The sequence below is a fragment of the Enterococcus sp. AZ048 genome (genome assembly GCF_051715125.1).
Taxonomy (GTDB): Bacteria; Bacillota; Bacilli; order Lactobacillales; family Enterococcaceae; genus Enterococcus_A; species Enterococcus_A gilvus.
Genome location: NZ_JBIOTD010000001.1, coordinates 905,788 through 927,255, shown reverse-complemented (window position 1 = coordinate 927,255; position 21,468 = coordinate 905,788). Strand labels below are relative to the sequence as shown.

Sequence of the window (21,468 nt, the reverse complement as noted above, 5' to 3'; positions counted from 1 at the left end):
TTTAATCCTCCATTTTCTTTATCCTTGTTGGGAGATAGAACCACGCAAACAAACTAATTTCGATTAAAAGTAACACAAGTATGATCAAACTTCCAACGATTGACAAATGTACAAGGCTGCACAACGTGAAGATAAGTGCTGCAGCAACTAATAAAATCACCATCAAGCGCTGCAAAGCCGTTTTTTTGTATTTTTTTGACACAGGATAAAGCTGTGTCGCACTGATATAATCAAATTGTCCATACAATGGAATCATTTGAAACCCGATCAAATAAATAAACAATAGACTGACTCCAGCAACAAATCGGATGTCATTCAAAGAGAGCAACAGAATACTTCCTACAATCAACAAGCGGAAAAACAACCCGCCAAATTCTGCCCCCCGTAACGCGCCTCGCGCAAACAAATAAAGATACGTGTTTTCCTGTTTAAAGGAAATTCTCGCTAATAGACCATCTAGATATTTCCTGCGACGAACCTTTGCTTCGACTTCTGGAACATCCGTAAACAAATTAATAAATTGATAGATCCGATGCAGTCGAGCATTTTCACGCGCAATCATCTGACTCCAATCCAGTAACTGGATTTTCTCTTGTGTCAACACTACAAAACCCATCATCGTAGCTACTGCCAAGACCGAACCTAGCCATGCCATGCTGTAAAGGGCGATAAAAATGATCGCTCCGCTCCCGACAAACCAAGCGAAATACAAACGCTGCGTCTGCTTGCGCGTTTTTTGGTAACAGGCGAAGCGCTGGATTCTAAGATTTGCTAATTTCAGACTCCACAACACTATTATATAGAAGAAAAAGTTTATAAACCCTATTTGCTTCGCTAATACCACTAAAGGGATCAATGCACCGCATAAAAGCAGTTCAACTGTAAATGGCAGCGCCAAGGAGTGACGCAACCCGCTTGTCAAATAATTGCCCATTTCTTTTTCTTTCGGCAATAAGAAGGTCATATCAGCAGGCTCAACGAGAGTCGCTAATCTCCCAAAGGGTAAAACGAGCCACCACACTACCCCGACGATCGGCAGACTCCAAGGGAAATCTGGTGGCAGTTGTTTTAACAGGTTTGAATAATAAAAGGCTAGACCGCCAACTAAAAACAAGCACACCAAAACAAAATGATCATTTAAAACATAGCGCATGTACTTCATCATTTTTTTCTGGTGGCGTTGACGCCTCAATAGAAAAAAATCATGCATGTTCCTTCTCCTTTGTTAAAGCGATATAAATTTCATCTAACGAAGAGCCTGGTAAATTGAATTCTTGCTGCAATTCTTGCAACGTTCCAAGTGCCCGCACTTCACCCTCATGAAGCACAACGAAACGATCGCAATATTTCTCTGCTGTCGCTAAGATATGGGTAGACATTAAGATCGCGGCCCCCTGTTCCTTCATGGTCACCATCAATTCCAACAGAGCATTGATAGCCAATGGGTCCAATCCTAAAAAGGGTTCATCAATAATGTATAAACTCGGTTGGATCAAAAAGGCGCATAGCACCATTACTTTTTGTTTCATTCCTTTTGAAAAGTTCACTGGAAACCAGTCTAACCGATTTTCCAAGCGAAATGTTTTCAATAACGACTCTGCTCGATGCATCGCTTCATCTTTAGGAATACCATAGGCCATTGCAGTAACTTCGATGTGCTCTCTCAACGTTAATTCTTCATACAAGGATGGCGTCTCAGGAATGTATCCAATTTTCTTTCGATAATTTTCTGGGTCTTGCTGCAGGGTAAGTTCATCAACCTTGATCGTCCCCTTTTGCGGTGTTAATAACCCAATAATATTTTTTATCGTCGTAGATTTTCCCGCGCCATTCAAGCCAATCAGGCCAATCATCTCGCCATTTTTAACATCAAAATTAATATCCTTTAAAACAGGCACGTGTCCATACCCGCCTGTTACGTGTTCTATTACTAAACTCATGCGTTCCCTCCAAGTTCCTATTTATAAGAAAACAACTATTATAATTCTCCAAGGTCTTTTACCTAAAATAAGTAGCCCCTCAGTCAAAGTTAAAAGAGCGGCTCATTCATAGTTAACATTATAGCAGAATCCTGCAAATAATTAATCTTCACTTGACCTTTTACAGCACAAGTATTCCAAGTTATGGTAAAGTTAAGGAAGAATTTTCAGTTGTCGGGACATTTTACCCATACTGACAGCACAAAATAAATCACCACGAAACAGGAAGGATGTTTGCAATGGAAAATTGTATTTTTTGTAAAATCATTAATCAAGAAATTCCCAGCTACAAAATTTATGAGGACGACAAAGTCTATGCTTTTCTAGACATCTCACAAGCAACAAAGGGGCATACTTTAGTAGTCCCTAAAAAGCATGTTACGGATATTTTCGACTATGATGAGGACTTGGCAGCAGACGTCTTCGCACGTATTCCTAAAATTGCACGTGCGATTGAACATGCTTTTCCCGAAATGGACGGATTAAATATCTTAAATAATAATAAAGAACTTGCCTATCAATCCGTTTTTCACTCTCATATCCATTTAGTGCCGCGTTATAGTAAAAAGGATGACTTTTCAATTCATTTTGGAAATCATGCGGATCAACAAACAGCGGAAGAAATGCAATTGATTGCTGATCAGATTAAGGAGCAGGTGAAATAAATGGGCTTTTTTAAAGGAATTCTATTTGGTGCCGGTTTAGGAACCTTAGGCGGACTTCTATTAGCACCGCGTAAAGGTGAAGAGACCCGCGAAAAACTAATTACAAACACGCGTGAGTTGGTTGAATTAACGGATGAATTAAACGATAATTTGGCGGCGTTCCGCGAATCATTGGTTACTTTAAAAGGAACGTTTGATACGCTGGTCCCAGCTTTCAAATCAGGAGTCGAAAAAGATGTAGAAGATTTTCGCTTTCAGGCAGAGCCTCGTATCCAACAGATTCAAGCGCAACTTGAAAAGATCAATCAGTCTTTACCTGTCACGGAAGAAAAGACGGTACTGAAAAAAGGACGCTTCACACTGGAAAGACCCACGGACGGAGACTAATTCTCCAGTGTTTTTTGCTTAGTTAATTGTGCTTTTATTGTGAATTTTCTCGGAAACTATTTTTAACCCCCTTTCCTTTGCATTTTTAGGTGTGTTATAGTTGAAAAGGAATAACAAACGGATGTAAATTATAATTTTAGGAGTTGTAGCATAGAAATGAAGAAAAAGATTCTTTTAGCCACTGCTGGCTTACTTAGTGTAATTGTATTGGGGGCCTGTTCAGGTGGATCTAGCCAGGACATCGCAACAATGAAAGGCGGAAAAATTACCGTCGAAGATTTTTATAACGAAGCGAAAAAAGAACAATCAAACCAAAGCTTAGTTCGCAACATGATCATCTATAAAGTATTTGAAAATGCTTATGGAGACAAAGTTTCAGATAAGCAAATCGACAAAGAGTACGACAAGCAAGAAAAACAATTGGGCGACAGCTTTGAAAGCCAATTAAAATCTGCCGGCTACACAAAGAAATCTTATAAAGATTACTTGAAACAATCATTAGCTTTCCAAGAAGGTTTGAAAGCTCATGTGAAAATCACTGATAAAGATACAAAAGCTGCTTGGGATTCCTTCCATCCAGAAGTGACTGCTCGCATCATTTTAGCAAGCAGTGAAGATGAAGCAAAAGAAATCAAAAAACAATTAGATGATAAAGGTGATTTCGCAAAAATCGCGAAAGAAAAATCACAAGATCAAACAACGAAAAAAGATGGCGGAGAGATCAAATTTGATTCTCAATCAACAAACGTGCCTGCTGAAGTAAAAGAAGCTGCTTTCAAATTGAAAGACGGCGAAGTCTCTGACGTGATCACTGCGATGGATTCATCAACTTACCAATCAAGCTACTACATTGTCAAAATGGAGAAAAATTCTTCTAAAGGCAACGACATGGATAAATACAAAAAAGAATTGAAACAAATCGCTGAAGATACAAAAATGGCGGATCAAACCTTCTCTTCTGAAGTAATTGCAAAAGAATTGAAGAAAGCAAACGTGAAAATCAAAGATGATTCATTCGAAAACATCTTATCTGATTTCTTAACTACAAATAGTTCAGGTAAAAAAGCAACAACTGAATCAACCAAATAGTTTGATTGAAACAAAAGGGGAATTCCAAGCGGAGTTCCCCTTTTTTGCCTATTCATGCTACAATAAAGTAGCGAATACTTATAATTAGAAAATGGGTGAAACATATGAAAAAATTTGCCTCTAAAGAAGCAGAAAAAGATTATTATGAACACGAAGCCGACGAAGCTGAATTCGTTGCTTGGTATAAAGAACAAGATCATCCCGAATATGACAAGCCGTCAGTAACGGTCGATATCGTCATCATGGGGTATAACAAAGAAGAAGACCAATTAAAAATTTTATTGATCCAACGACGCGGCAATCCGTATCGCAATTCATGGGCATTACCCGGAGGCTTTGTCGAACGGAATGAATCCACGAATGATAGCGTTCGGCGTGAGACTGCTGAAGAAACGGGCTTAACGATTGGCCGGAAAAGTGTGGAACAGCTGCATACCTTTAGTACTCCGAACCGTGATCCTCGTGGTTGGGTAATTACGGTCAGTTATTTGGCCTTCATTGGGCAAGTACCACCTACTGCTGGCGATGATACACAAGATGCCCGTTGGTTCAACCTTGAACGTCATGGTGAAACGATCAGCCTGACAAGTGATGATATTTCCATTGAGATCGAATTGGAAGCTGGGAAATCCGTCGGAAAAGATACGTTGGCCTTTGACCATAACGAAATCATTCGCAAAGCATTCAATCGAGTGTTAAATAAAATGGATCATGAACCTCTCATCCTGCAAGTATTGGGCGAAGAATTTACGATCACCGAAGCCCGTAAAGTGTTTGCGAAGTTTTTAGGTGTCGATTTCAAGACAGTCGATCATTCCAATTTTAAGAAAGCTATGCTGCAATATTTCGATGAAATCGGTGAACGTCCAGTCGGGATCGGACGTCCTTCAAAGATTTATCGCCTAAAAGAAGAGATCGGCGAAAAAAAATAAAAATTTTACTTACATGAAATTGAAAAATCTGTATATAATGGAACAAGCAAAAAAGAACGTTCCATAACGCAGTGAAGATACCTTAAAAGGCCGTCGTAGCGAGTTATACGATGGCCTTTTTTGCGTCCGAAATTCCATTAATTATTTTTGGAGGATCGGTCTACATTATAGGAGGATTTTTATGCCAAGTAATAAAAGAGAAAGTTTTGTTTATACGATAATGATGTGTTTTGTGATGGTATTCTGGATGAGCGCGTATAACATCGCTTTGCATTCAGGTGCTTTGACGTTGGACAGTTTAAAATCAGCTTGGCTGGGGCTGCCATTGGGGTATTGCTGTGCACTGATTCTTGATTGGTTTGTGGTTTCTGGCCCGGCGAAAAAAATAGCCTTTCAATTAATACCGACATTTTCTAGTCCTTTGCGCAAAGTGATTACTGTCTCTAGCTGCATGGTTTTACCAATGGTCTTCTTCATGTCTCTTTATGGGACGATCGAGGTATTGAGTCAAACACACCATTGGGAACAGTTTTTTATTATCTGGGGACTCGCTATTCTAAAGAATTTCGTTATGGCTCTCCCTTTCCAATTGCTTGTGGCTGGTCCATTGGTTCGAAAAGTTTTTAGAAAAATTTTCCCGATCGGTACGATTTTAGCCTAATACAAAATAGCCAAGAACACTTGAAACATGTTCTTGGCTATTTTGTATGTTTGACGGATCGCTGTTTCCATCAAGAGCATTCTTTATTTTTCGAAACCTGCAAGAGGATTTTCTCTATCGCGCGTACTTCCTTACGCAGTTTCTTGGTAGTGCAGCATCAAAAAAATTCTTTCTTCTATTTTGCTAAATTTTTGAGAATTTCTTGATAACGTTTCGTCGCGACTGCGCTTGTTTGACCTTTTTGACAAAAGGTCAATTTCCGTAATTTCGGAACCACTCGCTCAACGACTACTTGCCCATCCACTGTTTTGTCTTTAAATAATCCAAAGGCTTCCATAAATCGCGCGTCTTTACGAGCCTTCTCATAGAAGGACAAGACATAGAGATAGTAAAATAAATTGTATCCGCGAAATGGATATTCCACCTGCATGAACAGCGTTCCGATTCCGTAATGACAGGGACCAATCGGCAGTTTCGTTTCCCAATGATGCAAGAGAAATTCAATCGCCGCCTCTAATTCTGACGCGTCAACAGTTTCTATCTGGCGGAAAAGTTCCAATGCATTCAATGTCGGCAGTGGATTGGAAACGGTTGTTTCAGGTCCTTTGCCAAAGTAGAATTTTTTGCACCACCAGCCGCCGTCTTTGTGACGTGTTGACAGTAAATGCGTGACAGTCTGTTTCATCCTTGGGTCATCCCCATGACCTAACCGTACGAGTAACGTAGCCGCTGGGATTGTTTGGCATGGGAATATTGCTCCTTTAGGATATAGCTTGAAATCCCCGGGCTCCTGCCAGCTTTCCCATAAAAGTTGCGCTATCTCTTGTAAGACTTCTGTCTGCGGGTCCATTCCCAGTTCCAATAAATACTCCGCCGATTCTAAACATGAAAAAGGCGCCCCTTTTCCTAAGCGTCGGTCTTCTGTCGTCCAATAATCCCACCCTTGATCATAACGGCGATCCAAAATTGCTTGAATATCTTCAGTATTCATCTCTTTCTCCTCGCGCACTTTCTTTTAAGTGTATCATACAACAAAAAAAACTCCTTCAAAAACTGAAGGAGATGTTTGTTTTATTTTGAGGCTGCTTTTTTCATTTGCTTACTACGTAGTTGTCCGCAGGCGGCATCGATGTCTGTACCATGTTCTTTTCGAATGACACAATTGATTCCGTTCTTTTTCAAGACATCATAAAAACGCAGAACATCTGCTTTACTACTGCGAGAATATTGGTCGTGTTCACTAACCGGGTTGTAAGGAATCAAGTTTACGTAAACCAGTTTTTTCTTGTCCTTCATCAAATCGGCTAATTGCTGTGCATGATCTGGACGGTCGTTTACTCCAGAGAGCATAATGTATTCAAATGTTACACGACGATTGGTTTCTTCTATATAATAATCCACTGCGTCCATCAATTTTTCGATTGGGAAGCTGCGGTTGATTCGCATGATAGATGAACGAACTTCATTGTTTGGTGCATGCAATGAGATGGCCAAATTGACCTGTAAACCATTTTCCGCAAATTTTTTGATTTTTGGTACTAAGCCGCTTGTTGAGACCGTAATATGGCGCGCGCCAATGGCCATTCCCTTGTCGTCGTTGATGACATGCAGAAAATCCATCACATTGTTGTAATTATCGAAGGGTTCTCCGATGCCCATAACAACAACGTGTGAGACACGTTCTTCTTCGCCGCGTTCATCGAAATAGTGCTGCACGAGCATGATCTGTGCGACGATCTCGCCTGCCGTTAAATCACGCTGTTTCTTTAATAACCCAGAGGCACAAAATGTGCAGCCAATATTACAGCCAACTTGAGTCGTCACACAGACAGACAACCCGTATTCTTGGCGCATCAAGACCGTTTCGATCATTAAATGATCCGGTAGTTCAAATAAATATTTGACCGTCCCGTCGCTAGCTTCCTGCACGACCAATTGTTTTAACGGATTGATGATAAAATTTTCCTCTAACAAAGCAATTGTTTGTTTTGAAAGATTGCTCATTTCTGCAAACTCACTGACACGGCTGCGATAAAGCCATTCCCAAACTTGTGTTGCACGGAATTTCTTTTCCCCGTGTTCTAAAAACCATTCGACTAATTCTTCTCTTCTTAAACCATAAATTGAGGGTTTATCCAAAGTGTTACCTCCTAGTGCATTCTACCGAAGTGCTCGCCCCTCACTTTACTGGGGACTGCCTATTATTAAGGTGAAACCTCTTAGTAATCTCTTTTCCTTCGTGCGTTTCCCCTCACTTTCTTTCATATAAGTAAAAAAAAGCTGGAAACATTCGCTACATACTATAACTGATTCACAAAGAGAAAACAATCAACTTTGAAAAAAAGAAATGATTTCACAAAGTAATTGCTCATAAAAAGAAAAAAGAGAGGCTCTACGCCTCTCAGTCTAACCCTTCAATATTGGCATGGATTCCAGCACATTGGAAGTCCTCCTTAATAGTTCTCACTTCTTCCGTGCTTAACGCTTGAACCTCCTTCATCGCGTATTCCCACCCTAAATAATCATATTTACTGCTGCCGTATTGATGAAAGGGCAATAGATGAACCTCTGTTAGTTTACGTTTTGTTAAAAAGTGAATAAGCTGCTGCCGATTTTCTTTATTCGTCGTGTATTCAGGGATCAACGGAACTCGAGGAATCACTTGGATGTGCGTTTGCGTCAAAAGATAATCCATGTTTTCTCTGACTGTTTCTGTATCCAGACCGATCACTTTTTTTGCTTCACAGCGGTCCATGATCTTTAAATCAAACAATACTTGATCAACATACGGTGTAAGCATTTTTAATCGCTCTACTGGAAAACAACCCGTCGTTTCAATAGCTGTATGAACACCAAGATCGTGCAGCTCTTTTAAAAAAGCCGTTGCAAACTCGGCCTGCATTAACATCTCACCGCCAGAAAGCGTGACCCCGCCGCCAGATGTCCGATAAAAAATTTCATCCTTCAAGACATCCTCCAAAAGATCGTCTATGGTGCGCCACTCACCAATCTGTTCGGTTTTCCCATTTTTTATCCACGTAGCGGGAGTTACTTTTTTCCGTGATTCCGGATTTGAGCACCACGGGCAATGCAAAGGACATCCTTTCAAGAAAACCAGTGTTCGAATACCGCCGCCATCGTGAACCGAATACCGTTGAACATTAAAGACCAATCCTTGTTCCATTCCTATCCCTCACCCTACAATTGATGTTCAACACGTGCAATGATATCGTCTTGAATTTGTTTATTTAAATCAACGAAAAAGGCGCTATACCCAGCTACGCGAACCAGCAATCCTGAATATTTTTCAGGATGTTTTTGAGCTTCTAACAACGTTTCTCTTGATTGAACATTGAATTGGACGTGTTGAATTTTTAACTTTGTAAACGCCAATAAAAAGTCGGCAAATTTGTTCAAGCCTTGCTGTCCTTTCAACGTGTTCGGTTGAAACTTTAGGTTCAGTAAGCTGCCATTCACCGTCAAGAAATTATCTAGCTTGCTGACAGACTTTAATACCGCTGTCGGCCCTAAATGATCGCGCCCGACCATCGGTGATAACCCGCCATCAGCTAATTGTTCCTGTGCTTTTCGACCATCGGGAGTCGCACCCACTGCTTCCCCTAGTGGGATATGAGCTGAAACGGTATAGGCCCCAGGAATAAACTGTCCACCACGCACATTCTCATATTTCTCTAATTCTTTGGCATAATGTCGGAAGAATGTTGCTGCAATGATATCCAGCTCGTCATCGTCGTTTCCAAATTTTTCAAAATCCTGGATCACATGCTGTTGCAGCGCAACATAGTCACCTGTAAAATTAGACTCTAATGCATCCACTAACTCACTAAAGCGCATTTCCTTCTTCTCAAAAACCATTTTCTTGATGACATACATCGAGTCACTCAAGTTGGCTTCTCCAATGCCCTGCACTCCGGAAAAGTTGTAGCGAGCACCGCCTTCTGTGACATCCTTTCCATTTTCCAGACAGTCATTGATCAAGACAGATAAAAATGGGGTAGGCGCGTATTGACGATGACCCAAATCCACGATATTCGATCCTTTAACTACCAACTCCACATAGTAATCGATTTTCTTTTCAATCGTTTCGACTAATTGGTCATAGGTCAAATTCGACTCGTTTCTCAATTCATAGATACTCAACTCCATGATCCGAAGCAGATTAAAAAGTGCAATATCGTGGAGACCGTAAGTCTTTCCAGGAATCGAAGTCTCCACACAGCCCACCGTCGCATAGTCTCGCGCGTCGTCGAGCGATACGCCTTTACTCAAAAATGCGGGAACACAGACATCGTCGTTGAATAATTGAGGGATACCTGTTCCCAAACGAATCGTTTCCACCGTTTTTAGTAAAAACCGGCGAGGGATCAATTCGTTCATTCTCACTGACAAGTTTGGCTGCGGCAACAGGATCTCGTGGTAAAGCTCCAACATCACGAACGACAGCGGATTAACAGATGTGTGTCCCAATGCATCTAGCCCACCTAGAACAACGGTATAGCCAGTAGGAAATCCAGCGAAGCATTTTGCGCTGCTTTCAGAACGTAGAAGCACTACGTCATTTGTCTTCACATAAAAATCACCCAGCACTTCGTAGAGGAATTCTTTGTCCACGCCTTTATTTAGCGAGGCTTCGTAAAATGGATATAAATAGTGATCCATTCGTCCCAAAGAAAGGGAAGATGCATTTGATTCATACTGTCCAACGATACTGGTCATCCATAATAATTGAAGAGCCTCATAAAAGGATTCTGGCTTATCAATACTTAGTTTCCGGCACATTTCAGCGATTCGTTGCAGTTCTTGACGTCTTTTTTGTTTTTTCTCGTCTTTTCCTAAAGACTCCGCCAATTCCCCATAGCGTAAGAAATGATCTTTCATCCCAATAAAAATGATTTTCCCAGCTTGGTAAAACAGGTTATCCGGGTCTTCCTTGATTTTCTCGTCTAACATTCCAAGATAGCTGCCGATTCCACGTGATAGGATGCCGGGGAAATCCATAATAATGTGCCCTTGTCCCTTATCCGTTTGATTTAATTTGAAAACTTCCTCCTTCAAAGCTATACTTACTTCTTCTGTCAGCTCACCATTGATGAAATCTTTCATTGAGCGCCTTTCCCAATATGGAAATAATTTTTCACGGTAGATTTTTTTATCCGCCTCTGTAAACTCAAATTGGTCCTGCGGTCGTGTATCGATCGTATCGATTTCTTTCATGATCCAATAAGGGTCCATTTCCGGTGAAAGAATCCCTGATCTCGGACGCACCGTTCGATTTCCGACTAACAATTCCCCTTCACGAATGCTTATTTCAACACTCCCTAAAATATGCGCGACTGCCTTTGCGCGACGAATGATGGTAGGCTCGCCTTCTGTTTGACGATAACTTTCCGTATAAAGCAATGCGCGTTCCAATGAAATCTGACGCTTTTCTTTGAATAAATGACTCTTCATTGCTTGAATCCGTGGATTCCCTTTCATCACGAGATTTGCATTGTTTTGTTCCAAATCAATAACTCCTGTTCCCATTTTTTTCACTCCTCTTCTTCTATTCACACTTAGTATAGAAATATGTTTCGATTGAAACCACAGAATTCTTTGAATTACAGTAAAAAAGTTGGATTTGTTCACTTTTTCCCAAGTTTTAGATTGTTTTTGTTGGAATCTCATGCTACCGTTAAAAAAAGGGGGATGTTTATGAAGGCTGCAGAAATTGCGCAACGCCGCAAAGAAATCACGGAACTTTTCTATCATCAAAATGAGTTGAAAGTTCGTGAATTAGTGAAAAAGTTTCATGTCTCTGATGAAACCATTCGAAAAGACTTAACCTACCTAGCGAAGGAAGGCATTATAGAAAAGCGCCACGGCAAAGCCACGTTAGTTCGTGAAAAAGAATTGGCTCCTGTCTTCCAACGTACCTCACAATTTGCTGAGAAGGAAGCATTGACACAAGCCGCATTAGATTGCATTACTTCTGACGACTATACTATCGGCCTCGATCAGGGAAGCACCTTGGCACTTTTGGCAAAAAAAATTGGGCCCTTGGAAAAGAAGCAGATTTTTACTAGCTCCCTTGCGGCCATCTCCCAACTTGCCCTCAGTCAACACAAACTCTTTTGTTTTGGCGGAGAATACTCTCCCGCAGATATGGCTTTTCGCAACAATGGCAGTGAGATATATCCCGATATTCAATTTGATCTTTGCTTTTTCGGCTCAAGCGGGGTCAAAAATCGCAAGGGCTTTTGTACATCGTCTTTGATTGACGCTGAAGCAAAACGTCGGATGCTAAAAAAATCTACAAAAAAAATCGTGCTTTTGGATCACACGAAATTTGAAAAAACTTCTCTCGTTCAAGTGGCTCCCTGGTCATCAGTAGATGTAGTCATTACTAGTAAAGAACTGCCTCTGGACTACAAGCGCATGATCAGTGCCTATGCGAAATTGATTTTAGTCTAGAAAAGAGGGCTCGAAACGACGTTCGATCCCTCTTTTTCTTTACATGATCTCGATATCTAGATCGAAGTCATCCCCGATTCCCACTGCTTGACCCGATTCTTCAACAACGGGCTTCTTCAAGGCAATCACGATACCTGCGGTAATTACTGAGCCGATGACTGTGCCTAAGATATAGACCAATGGATTTTGAGCAACGGGAGCAACGATCCATCCACCCCATGGTGCCGGGTTTCCAGCACCTAAGACCATCGCAATAGCTGCACCAATGGCACTTCCTATCATATTCGCCGGAATGCAGCGCAGCGGGTCAGCCGCCGCGAAGGGAATGGCTCCTTCTGAGATACCTACCATCCCCATGACAATGGCTGCTTTTCCAGAGTTCCGCTCCTCCACTGTAAACTTCTTCGGTGCAACGATCGTCGCTAATCCCATCGCAAGCGGCGGAATACAGATAGCTGCTCCGATCCCAGCCATGATCGTCAAAGCAGTTTCACTAGGCAAGCCTGTCGCAGGATTGATCGTCCCTACCATCGCAGAGCCAAAACTAAAGGCCACTTTATTGATCGGTCCACCCATATCTGAAGCGATCATCGCACCTAAAATCAATCCCAGTACAACTAAATTTCCCGTTCCCATTGATTCTAACCACTTGGTCAACGCTGTCATCAAGGCCGCGATCGGCTGACCAATCACCCAATACATCAATGTACCGACAACCAGTGTACCAAACAATGGAATGATAAAAATTGGTCCTAATGAACGCAAGCTTGATGGCAACTTGATTTTCTTTAAATAAAAGACGACAACCCCTGCGAGAATCCCGGATAATATTCCTCCTAAGAATCCTGCACCAATGTTACTGGCGATCAATCCGCCAATAATCCCTGGTGCCAGCCCGGGACGATCGACCATTGAAAAGGCGATATACCCAGACAAGATAGGGACCATCATACCTAATCCCGTGATACCAATAGTAGCAATGTCAGCCAACCAGCCTTTATCTGGAACGGAGGCATCTCCGGACAGCAAAACACTCAATGCTAACAAGATACCGCCCGCGACAACAAAAGGAATCATATACGAGACGCCAGTCATCAAATTTTTTCTAGTACCTTTTAATAATTCAATCATTGCTGTTCCTCCTATTTTGCTAATTTCTGCTGAATTTTTTTGACGATTGCTTCTCCTTTATTGATACAGTCCCCTGCGCTCACACGCAAGACCGGTTTCCCTTTGAATCGCTCTTCGTTCTTGATCCCGATATTATTTGTCAGAATCACTACATCCGCACCAGTGATCTGCTCCATCGTCAACTCGTTCTCGATACCGATCGACCCTTGTGTTTCTACATGAATGTCTACATTATTTTTTTTAGCAGCAACCTCTAAGCTTTCAGCAGCAAGATAGGTGTGTGCCACTCCTGACGGACAAGCCGTTACAGCAACTAATTTCATACGTTTCTCTCCTTTTATGTTTTATTCACTAAGCGACTACGCTAGCCAGACTGTCATTCAGCAAGTCCACGATCTCTTGATCACTCGCTGCGTGCGCCAATGTTTCTCTGAATTCTTGATGAACCAACTTTCTTGATAACCCAGCGATTATTTTCAGGTGTTGATCGCCTTGACATTCTTCTGGAACAGCCAATAGAAAGACAAGTCCGACCCCTTCACCATCCAAACTCTGCCAATCTATTTTATTAGTCAATCGTCCAAAAGCGACGGTCGTCTCTTTAACATGAGCACTTTTCCCATGAGGAATGGCGATTCCAAAACCAATTCCAGTAGTTGTTAAGTTTTCTCGATCTACCACACTTTCTACATAGCCTGCATGGTCATGTAAACGTCCCGCCTGGTTGATACGATCTGCTAATATATTGATTGCTGTCATTTTTGAATCTGCGTCTATCGATAGATCTACTAATTCTTTCGTAATCACTTGCATATTATTACCTCCCGATAATATCGTTATAAATTTCTACTGCCTCTCTATCTCCAAAAATACTTTTTAACTGTTTTTCCGACTGAACAATCTTATGAATGTCTGTCATCACTCCTCGTACAAGGGTCCGGTCGCTTTTAGCAATGCACATCAATAAGATCGAATGCACTTTCCGTTTATCCCAAGTAATCGGCTTTGTCAAAGTGACGATCACGATCTTCGTCTGCAAAACATTTTGCGGTGATGCGTGCGGGATCGCTACTCCCGTTGCTAACGCGGTCTCACCAATCGTTTCTCGATCAAATACTTCTTTGCGAAACCCACGTGTGACGATCTCCCCTTTTTCCAGCTTATCGATCAACCAATTCAAGCACGTTTGCTTATCTGAAAAATGCTTTTTCGTATAGATATACGCAACATCAATGACCTTTTTTAAAAATGGAAACGCCAAGTTTTCAGCTTCTTCAGATTCTTCTGAATAGAATAAATTTGAATAAAGGGCCGTGATATTTTTGATGTCCTCTTGAGTGACTAAGGTGGAGACCTGAATGATCGGCTTATTGACACTTTCTAATTTGATAGAGGAAATTATCAAATCAACATTATCCAAATTTTTCTTGTATAGCTTATCGAGCGTCGTAATCTCCGCGATATCTTGTGCGGGCAAAATTCGTTTGATCTTATTGAAAATCAATTCCGATGTTCCTACGCCATTGGGACAGACAATCAAAATCTTTTTACCGTTTTGACTTTTCTCCAGCGAGACTTGAAAATACATGGCTACCAAAGCCACTTCTTCATCGTTGAAATGAACGCCCAACTTTTCTTCAGCATTGGCGAGCGCATACCAAGTGGCACTAAAGGTGATGGCATATTGGTTTCGAATTTCATTGACCAACGGATTTGTGATGACGATCCCCATCTTCAATCGATAGATCATTGGAACAAAATGGCTGGCAAAACGTTCTTTTAATTGTGTGTCAGCCACAAAATCAACCTGCATGATCTCACTCATGTTTTTAATGATCTTTTTGATTGATTCCGCGTACCTTTCATAGCTCTTATGACTTTTACTGTTTAGCTTTACACCGTAACCGACCAGTTGACGATTGACGTAGGAGATATCTTCTTCGTCATACGTGACAGCAAACGTGTCTGATACCCGCACAACTAATTCATTGGCGATCAAATACGTATCGATCAATTTAATCTGATCAAATAGAAATTCCTTTTCTTCAATGTGCTTGCCTCTAGTCAAACGGAAGCAGAACACCAACAGACGGATCATCAACGACTTTACGTAATGACCTGGAAAACAGAAAGCTGTTTGACTTCTCCATTCCGTAATTTGCTGGAACACAAGCGCTACTAACTGTTGTGGAAAGAAGTATCCCAACAAGTCTTTCGATTCTTCATTAAAAAGATGCTCTGTATCGACTCGATGAGTGTCTAAGTAATCTTCACAAAAACGAAATAAGCTATTTTGAATCTCCTCCTCGTTTCCTACAGCTTTTGTCCCTTGCTTCGTAGCTGCTAGCGTTAAACGATAGTTCTCAATGATTTTTTCTAAATCGCTCACGATCGAACTTGGACTTACATGAAACTGCTGAGAGAGCATTTGCTGCGTCACGGTCTCTTCGTTGATTACTAACTGTTTGACGATCTCCCATTGGCGCTCCTGTGAGCCAACAGCTTCTTCCGTGTTCAATCCAATGTGCTGCTCTAGAAAGTGCATTTTTTCTTCTACTGTTCCTTTTAGCAAAATACCAACACGCGGCTTTTTTTCTAAAACAAGCGGTTCTTTCTCCAATAAAAGTTGGATCTTCTTCAAGTCAGAATAGAGCGTCCGATTTGATTTTCCTAACTTCTCAGAGTAGAAAGACACTGGCAAATAATGCTCATTTTGAACCAGTAAGTGAAGTAATCTAGTTTGCCGTGAGTTCAACCCTTTCATTTTTGTTTCCTCCAATTGTAAGCGCTTATCAATCTAACAAAAAGATAGCACAGGCTTTTTCTATTGTATAACACATAAAAGTTCCACATTAATGTTGAAATTTATTGTTTCTTCTTTTTTTAGCTATTATTTTTTTATCTTTCATTACACATAATGTTGATATAGCAGGCTTTCTATCCCTGTAGTCCTATATTAGACACGCGAAAAAAAGAGGTGCGTGGGAATTGAAATCACTGTCTTTTTGCACATTTGTGCAATCAATTAAAAACGCAACAAAAAAGCTTTGCCAAAAAATGGCAAAGCTTTTTATTCATCCAATGGATTTTCTGGTTCTTCTTCGGCTTTTTGCATAAAGACTTCCCGCGGCTTGCTGCCGGTTGAAGGCCCGATGACGCCGTGTTCTTCTAATTCATCCACGATCCGCGCTGCTCGATTATAGCCGATACGGAATCTTCGCTGCAACAAAGAGATGCTCGCTGTCTGCATATCTACCACTAATGCTTTTGCTTCTTCGTAAAGTTCATCCTGCGGTGTTTCTGATGGCGAAGAGCTTGTTTCTTCTGTTGGCATCATTTTTTCTTCGTAGTGAGCTTCCTGCTGATCAGAGACAAACTCAACGATCTGTTCTACCTCGTGATCCGAAATAAAGGCGCCCTGAACACGGATCGGCTTGTTCTCTCCCATTGGCAAGAACAACATATCTCCACGTCCTAGCAGTTTCTCCGCACCATTTCCATCAATGATCGTTCGCGAGTCCGTCCCGCTTGAAACGGCAAAGGCAATTCGTGACGGAACATTGGCTTTGATGATTCCGGTAATAACATCGACACTTGGACGTTGCGTCGCAAGGATCATATGGATACCCGCCGCCCGCGCCATCTGTGCCAAACGCGTAATCGCGTCTTCCACTTCATTGCTTGCGACCATCATTAAGTCCGCCAACTCATCCACTATGACAACGATAAATGGCAAGATCGGCCGGTTTTGACCATCTTCCAAATTCTTCTGAATCACTAATTCGTTAAAGCCGGAAATATTTCGCACACCTGTTGCGGCAAATTTTTCGTACCGTTCTTCCATCTCCTGAACGACTTTTTGCAACGCTTGTGCGGCCTTTCTTGGATTCGTCACGACCGGCGTCAATAGATGAGGAATGCCGTTATACACATTCAATTCGACCATTTTCGGGTCGATCATCATCAATTTTACTTCATTTGGCTTTGCCCGCATTAAAATACTTGTAATGATCCCGTTGATTGCTACAGATTTACCACTACCGGTAGACCCAGCGATCAGCAAGTGGGGCATCTTCGTTAAATCTGCCACCCGTACCAATCCAGAGATGTCTCGACCTAATGGAACTTCCAGAATTTTATCTGGATGGTTCGGTTGAGATTCGATGATATCGCGGAATGACACCGTACTGATCGTGCTGTTTGGCACTTCGATCCCAATCAAAGATTTCCCTGGGATCGGCGCTTCCATTCGGACATCCTTCGCTGCTAAAGCCAGCGCGATGTCATCAGTTAGATTGACGATTTTGCTGACCTTTACACCAACGGCCGGTTGGACCTCAAATTTCGTAACAGATGGTCCTAAGCTGGCTTTGACGACTTTGGCCTCTACACCGAAACTATTGAAAGTTTTCTCCAATACCTTGATATTTTGCTCGATCTTTTTGTATTCATCGCTTTGATCGGCAGCTGGAATTGAATCTAATAACGTTGACGGCGGCAACTGATAGTCATGATCCTCAGGCTCCGCGCTGATCTCAAATTCTAAATCACCTGGATCATCAATCTCCTCATCTTCAAGTGGGGCTTTTTTAGGTACAGGTGCGGCTGTCGTTCTTTCGGGCTCCAAATTTTCTTGAAACCCTTCGATCGGCACGAGCGTCATCTGCTCAGGTTCCTTAACTAAAGGCTCTTGGCTTTCTTTCGCCAATTGCTCCCCTGGTGTCATTGAACGAACCTTGTTTTTTTCTCGCTCGGCCAATTCGGCCTCCAGCTTGGCTTTTGCTGCCGCTTGCTTTTCAGCCTTGGCTTGCGCTTTTTGTGCTTGCCGTTCTTCTCTTTTTGCTGCTTTAAGTTCTTTTTTCTCGTCAGATTCTGAGAATTTTTCCTGCATCATTTCGACGAAATTGCCTAAATAATCCGTCACTTGGTTGAATTCTAAAAGGCTGAACAAAAAAATACCCAATAGTAATAATAAGCCGGCAATCAAATAGCTGCCTACTTGTGATACGAGAAAATGCGTTAAATTATAAAGCGCCGCACCTAGCATTCCACCGCCGACATTTTGGGTTATTTGATTCCCTAAGAAATCTGTCATCAATAAATCCCAAGTCGTTTTTAAAATATTAGGATCTTTGCTTTCCACATTCGCAAATAAACGTGCATGAAGAATCAGCAATATTCCAAGGTAGAAAAAGCCGATCCCTACCCATCGTCGCGGTTTAGTCAATCGCAACTTGGTATTCTTTACAACGAGCAGCGTGCCATAAAGTCCTAACAGCAAGGCTAAAAATTGATACGTGTTTCCGCCTATCAGACGTAAGACATTCGCAATCAGATTTCCTAAGAACCCTAGCTTAAATAATGCAAAGACAGTAAATAATATAAATAAAAGTCCAATGCCGATGATCAGGCGCTGCTCTTGGAGTTGTTTTTGCTTTTTCGTTTTTCTTTTTTTCTTTGTACGCTTCTTTTGCGCCATGATATCCCTCTTTCCATTCTGTACCATTATACAAAAAAAAGAAGGCGAACAAAAGTTTTGCTCGCCTTTTCTTTCTGATTAAATAATGTTTAAATTTTTGGAGAGACATTTCGCTTATTCTTTAGGCAAGGACAATTCTTCCCCAAACCATTTTTTCGAGATCTCACCGTATTTTCCATTTTCCTGCAGCTTCTTGAATGCTTCGTTGATTTTCTCAACCAATTCCTTGTCTCCTTTGCGTGCACCGACCGCAAAGTTTTCATTTTTGAATCCTACGCTGAAAATATTGTAGGCATCTAATTTATTTGCTTGCTTCAAGTAGTAATCCGCGTATACTTTATCGATCAATAGTCCGTTGATTCGATTGTTTTCAAGGTCGATCATCGCTTCATTGAAGCTGGCATACAACGTAGCGTCATTCTCTTTCACGATATCCTTCAGTGTTTTAGCTTGATTATTGAAGGCTTCATACCCTGAAGACCCTTCTTGCGCCCCTAAAACTTTATCCTTCATATCTTCTGGCTTCGTGATGCCGCTGTCCTTTTTAGTGACTAGGACTTGTTCATTCTGTGCATAAGCATCAGAAAATAAAACTTTCTTTTCACGTGATTCTGTCACGGTGTAGCCATTCCAGATCAAGTCGATCGTGCCGTTTTCCAATTCATTTTCCTTCATTGACCAATCAATTGGTTGAAAATCTGCTTTGATTCCGTATTCGTTAAACACTGCTTTGGCTAAATCAACGTCAAAACCAACGATTTTTCCATCTTCATCTTTAAATCCCATTGGAACGAATGTGTCATCTAAACCGATCGTCACCTTTTTATCTTTCTCAATCGTCTTCCAGCTTTCGTTGCTGCTCGCTTCTTTTTTGCCGCAGGCCGCTAACGTCACCAGTGTTAAAACAGCCACCATTCCCAAAATAATTTTTTTCATTTTCATACGTTACTCCTCCTAATGTTTTTTTATTTGATAGGTTCAACCTTCAATAACTGATCACCAATTTCTTCTGCAAAAACCAAATCGTGGGTAACAACAATTTGAGTCACTCCGTCCGCTTTTAATTCCAGGATCAAACTTGCCACTTGCTGACGCAACGCAGGATCTAGCGCACTGGTTGGCTCATCATACGCCAACACTTTCGGATTCATCGCCATCGCACGAGCAATCGCTAAACGTTGCTTTTGCCCGCCGGATAATTGATAGGGATAATTGTTCAATAATTCTTCAATGCCTAGCAAACTTGCTAAATGCTCGGCTTTATTCATATACGTTTCTTTGTCTTGCTTTAAGACCAGTCTAGGACCGATCGTGATATTGTCTAAGACACTTAAATGCGGGAACAATTGAAAATCTTGAAAGACGACCCCAACAACTTGTTCTTGTTCTTTCGAAGAAGTGGGATCGAAGGCGGCGCCATCTAGTAAAAAAGTGCCGCTATCTGCTGTTTCTAAACCAGCCAAGGTTCTCAGTAAGGTTGTTTTCCCACCACCGGAAGGGCCAACGATCGCTAATATCTGTCCATCCGGAATGACTAAGTCCAAATTATCGATCACCTTTTTATTTCCAAACGATTTGTTTACTTTTTCTAATTCGATCATTTTTTCCACCTGCCTAACGATAATAGTTCAAACGATTTTCTAGTTGCTTCAAGATCACTGAGGTCACCCCAGTCAACACTAAGTAAATGAGCGCTACCCCGAATAATGGCAGCAACGTCGTATCTCGTTCCATTGCGATCTTCCCAGCCCGCATCACATCTGACAATCCTAAGATATAAACAAGTGACGTATCTTTTACTAAATTAATGACTTCATTTCCGACAGAAGGTAAAACAATTTTAACGACCTGTGGAATGATGATTCGCGTGATCGTTTGAATCGGTGTCAATCCAATGACCTTCGATGCCTCGTATTGCCCAACTGGAATTGATTGAATCCCACCACGGAAAATTTCTGCATAGTAAGCGGCGTAGTTCAATACGAAAGCAAATAATGCGGCTTCGAAACGGTCGAATATGATTCCCATCAATGGCAGACCATAAAAGACGAAAATCAATTGCAGCAGCAACGGCGTCCCTCGCATGATCCATACATAAAACTGTAAAATCCATTGTAACGGCTTAAAGCGGCTCGCCAATCCAAACGATAGCAAGATTCCTAACGGCAGTGAGCCCAATATCGTATAAGCAAATAATTTCAGTGTTATCGCTGCCCCTTGTAATAATTGCGGCATGACTTCGATCAAATAATTCATCCCAATATCCCTCCATTTTTTTGAAAGTTGTACGGCCTTTCAAAAGCTCTTAATCGTGACTATTTTTAGTAAAGATAGAATTTGCTAGTGGCTGCTAATCTTTAATTCTTGACTAGAAACTGACAGCTAATTCGTTTTAATGAGTTAACTTTTTCAAAAAACGAAAAAGTTAGTTTGACCCTCATCACGCATACCATCCAACTACACAGTTACTTACTTAATTAGCTGAATGAAATTTTACTCACCCTCCACCTCATTGAACTGCGGAAAATCGGACTAGCAAAAACGCCCTCTGGTATCTCTACCAGAGGGCGTTGAATACGCGGTTCCACCTCATCTTTGTTCCCTTCTCGCGAAAAGAACCTCTACGGGTCTTTCATGATCCAGCAGGTAAAACTAAAAAAAGTCCTTTAGC

Annotated in this window: 20 protein-coding genes; 6 read left to right on the top strand and 14 right to left on the bottom strand. The window is 41.4% G+C overall.

What is annotated here, in order from left to right:
• Window position 1: 1 nt before the first annotated feature.
• A complete protein-coding gene (locus IGI66_RS04580; RefSeq protein ID WP_438847783.1) occupies window positions 2–1,210 on the bottom strand; it encodes an ABC transporter permease in 1,209 nt (402 codons plus the stop codon).
• Window positions 1,203–1,940, bottom strand: coding sequence for an ABC transporter ATP-binding protein (locus IGI66_RS04575; protein WP_438847781.1), 738 nt, complete (start codon window positions 1,938–1,940; stop codon window positions 1,203–1,205). The genes IGI66_RS04580 and IGI66_RS04575 overlap by 8 nt, the downstream gene beginning before the upstream one ends.
• Before the next feature lie 278 nt (window positions 1,941–2,218).
• Between IGI66_RS04575 and IGI66_RS04570 the strand changes: the two genes are divergently transcribed.
• The 5 genes from IGI66_RS04570 to IGI66_RS04550 all read left to right on the top strand — a co-directional run bounded on the left by IGI66_RS04570 (window position 2,219) and on the right by IGI66_RS04550 (window position 5,713).
• Entirely contained in the window at window positions 2,219–2,644 is a 426-nt protein-coding gene (locus IGI66_RS04570) for an HIT family protein (RefSeq protein WP_010781415.1), read from the top strand.
• On the top strand, window positions 2,645–3,031 hold the full coding sequence (locus IGI66_RS04565; RefSeq protein WP_010781416.1) for a YtxH domain-containing protein: 387 nt from the start codon (window positions 2,645–2,647) through the stop codon (window positions 3,029–3,031). It abuts the gene before it with no gap.
• 156 nt (window positions 3,032–3,187) lie between these two features.
• Window positions 3,188–4,120 carry a peptidylprolyl isomerase gene (locus IGI66_RS04560; RefSeq protein WP_288226758.1) on the top strand — a complete coding sequence of 311 codons (933 nt, stop codon included), beginning with the start codon at window positions 3,188–3,190 and terminating at the stop codon, window positions 4,118–4,120.
• Window positions 4,121–4,224: 104 nt separating this feature from the next.
• The gene (locus IGI66_RS04555; protein ID WP_010781418.1) at window positions 4,225–5,052 is read left to right on the top strand and encodes an NUDIX hydrolase; all 828 of its coding nucleotides are present in this window, start codon (window positions 4,225–4,227) and stop codon (window positions 5,050–5,052) included.
• A 181-nt stretch (window positions 5,053–5,233) separates the two neighbouring features.
• A complete protein-coding gene (locus IGI66_RS04550; RefSeq protein ID WP_438847778.1) occupies window positions 5,234–5,713 on the top strand; it encodes a DUF2798 domain-containing protein in 480 nt (159 codons plus the stop codon).
• A gap of 175 nt (window positions 5,714–5,888) precedes the next feature.
• Here the strand turns inward: IGI66_RS04550 and IGI66_RS04545 are convergent, their stop codons facing one another.
• The 4 genes from IGI66_RS04545 to IGI66_RS04530 all read right to left on the bottom strand — a co-directional run bounded on the left by IGI66_RS04545 (window position 5,889) and on the right by IGI66_RS04530 (window position 11,260).
• Window positions 5,889–6,704, bottom strand: a complete 816-nt coding sequence (locus tag IGI66_RS04545) for a prenyltransferase (protein ID WP_438847776.1) — start codon at window positions 6,702–6,704, stop codon at window positions 5,889–5,891.
• 80 nt (window positions 6,705–6,784) lie between these two features.
• Window positions 6,785–7,852: a 23S rRNA (adenine(2503)-C(2))-methyltransferase RlmN gene (gene rlmN / locus IGI66_RS04540; protein ID WP_010781421.1), complete on the bottom strand. Its 1,068-nt coding sequence runs from the start codon at window positions 7,850–7,852 to the stop codon at window positions 6,785–6,787.
• Window positions 7,853–8,114: 262 nt separating this feature from the next.
• On the bottom strand, window positions 8,115–8,897 hold the full coding sequence (locus IGI66_RS04535) for a glycyl-radical enzyme activating protein (protein WP_438847773.1): 783 nt from the start codon (window positions 8,895–8,897) through the stop codon (window positions 8,115–8,117).
• Between the two features lie 14 nt (window positions 8,898–8,911).
• Entirely contained in the window at window positions 8,912–11,260 is a 2,349-nt protein-coding gene (locus IGI66_RS04530; RefSeq protein ID WP_438847771.1) for a formate C-acetyltransferase, read from the bottom strand.
• 168 nt (window positions 11,261–11,428) lie between these two features.
• On the opposite strand from IGI66_RS04530, the gene IGI66_RS04525 reads away from it, so the two are divergent.
• The gene (locus tag IGI66_RS04525) at window positions 11,429–12,187 is read left to right on the top strand and encodes a DeoR/GlpR family DNA-binding transcription regulator (RefSeq protein WP_438847769.1); all 759 of its coding nucleotides are present in this window, start codon (window positions 11,429–11,431) and stop codon (window positions 12,185–12,187) included.
• Window positions 12,188–12,226: 39 nt separating this feature from the next.
• On the opposite strand, the gene IGI66_RS04520 is transcribed toward IGI66_RS04525, so the two are convergent.
• From IGI66_RS04520 to IGI66_RS04485, 8 genes are all read right to left on the bottom strand, one after another.
• Window positions 12,227–13,318 (bottom strand): PTS fructose transporter subunit EIIC, encoded by a 1,092-nt coding sequence (locus IGI66_RS04520; protein WP_438847767.1) that lies wholly within the window; start codon window positions 13,316–13,318, stop codon window positions 12,227–12,229.
• 11 nt (window positions 13,319–13,329) lie between these two features.
• Entirely contained in the window at window positions 13,330–13,641 is a 312-nt protein-coding gene (locus IGI66_RS04515) for a PTS fructose-like transporter subunit IIB (protein ID WP_438847765.1), read from the bottom strand.
• A 28-nt stretch (window positions 13,642–13,669) separates the two neighbouring features.
• Complete coding sequence (locus IGI66_RS04510) at window positions 13,670–14,131, bottom strand: PTS sugar transporter subunit IIA (protein WP_438847763.1); 462 nt, start codon at window positions 14,129–14,131, stop codon at window positions 13,670–13,672.
• Between the two features lie 4 nt (window positions 14,132–14,135).
• Complete coding sequence (locus tag IGI66_RS04505) at window positions 14,136–16,082, bottom strand: BglG family transcription antiterminator (RefSeq protein ID WP_438847761.1); 1,947 nt, start codon at window positions 16,080–16,082, stop codon at window positions 14,136–14,138.
• Between the two features lie 306 nt (window positions 16,083–16,388).
• Entirely contained in the window at window positions 16,389–18,797 is a 2,409-nt protein-coding gene (locus IGI66_RS04500) for a DNA translocase FtsK (protein ID WP_010781429.1), read from the bottom strand.
• Between the two features lie 114 nt (window positions 18,798–18,911).
• Window positions 18,912–19,739 (bottom strand): transporter substrate-binding domain-containing protein, encoded by an 828-nt coding sequence (locus IGI66_RS04495; RefSeq protein ID WP_114524051.1) that lies wholly within the window; start codon window positions 19,737–19,739, stop codon window positions 18,912–18,914.
• Window positions 19,740–19,762: 23 nt separating this feature from the next.
• Window positions 19,763–20,398: an amino acid ABC transporter ATP-binding protein gene (locus IGI66_RS04490; RefSeq protein ID WP_438847758.1), complete on the bottom strand. Its 636-nt coding sequence runs from the start codon at window positions 20,396–20,398 to the stop codon at window positions 19,763–19,765.
• A gap of 13 nt (window positions 20,399–20,411) precedes the next feature.
• Window positions 20,412–21,053 (bottom strand): amino acid ABC transporter permease, encoded by a 642-nt coding sequence (locus IGI66_RS04485; RefSeq protein WP_010781432.1) that lies wholly within the window; start codon window positions 21,051–21,053, stop codon window positions 20,412–20,414.
• Between the last annotated feature and the right edge of the window lie 415 nt (window positions 21,054–21,468).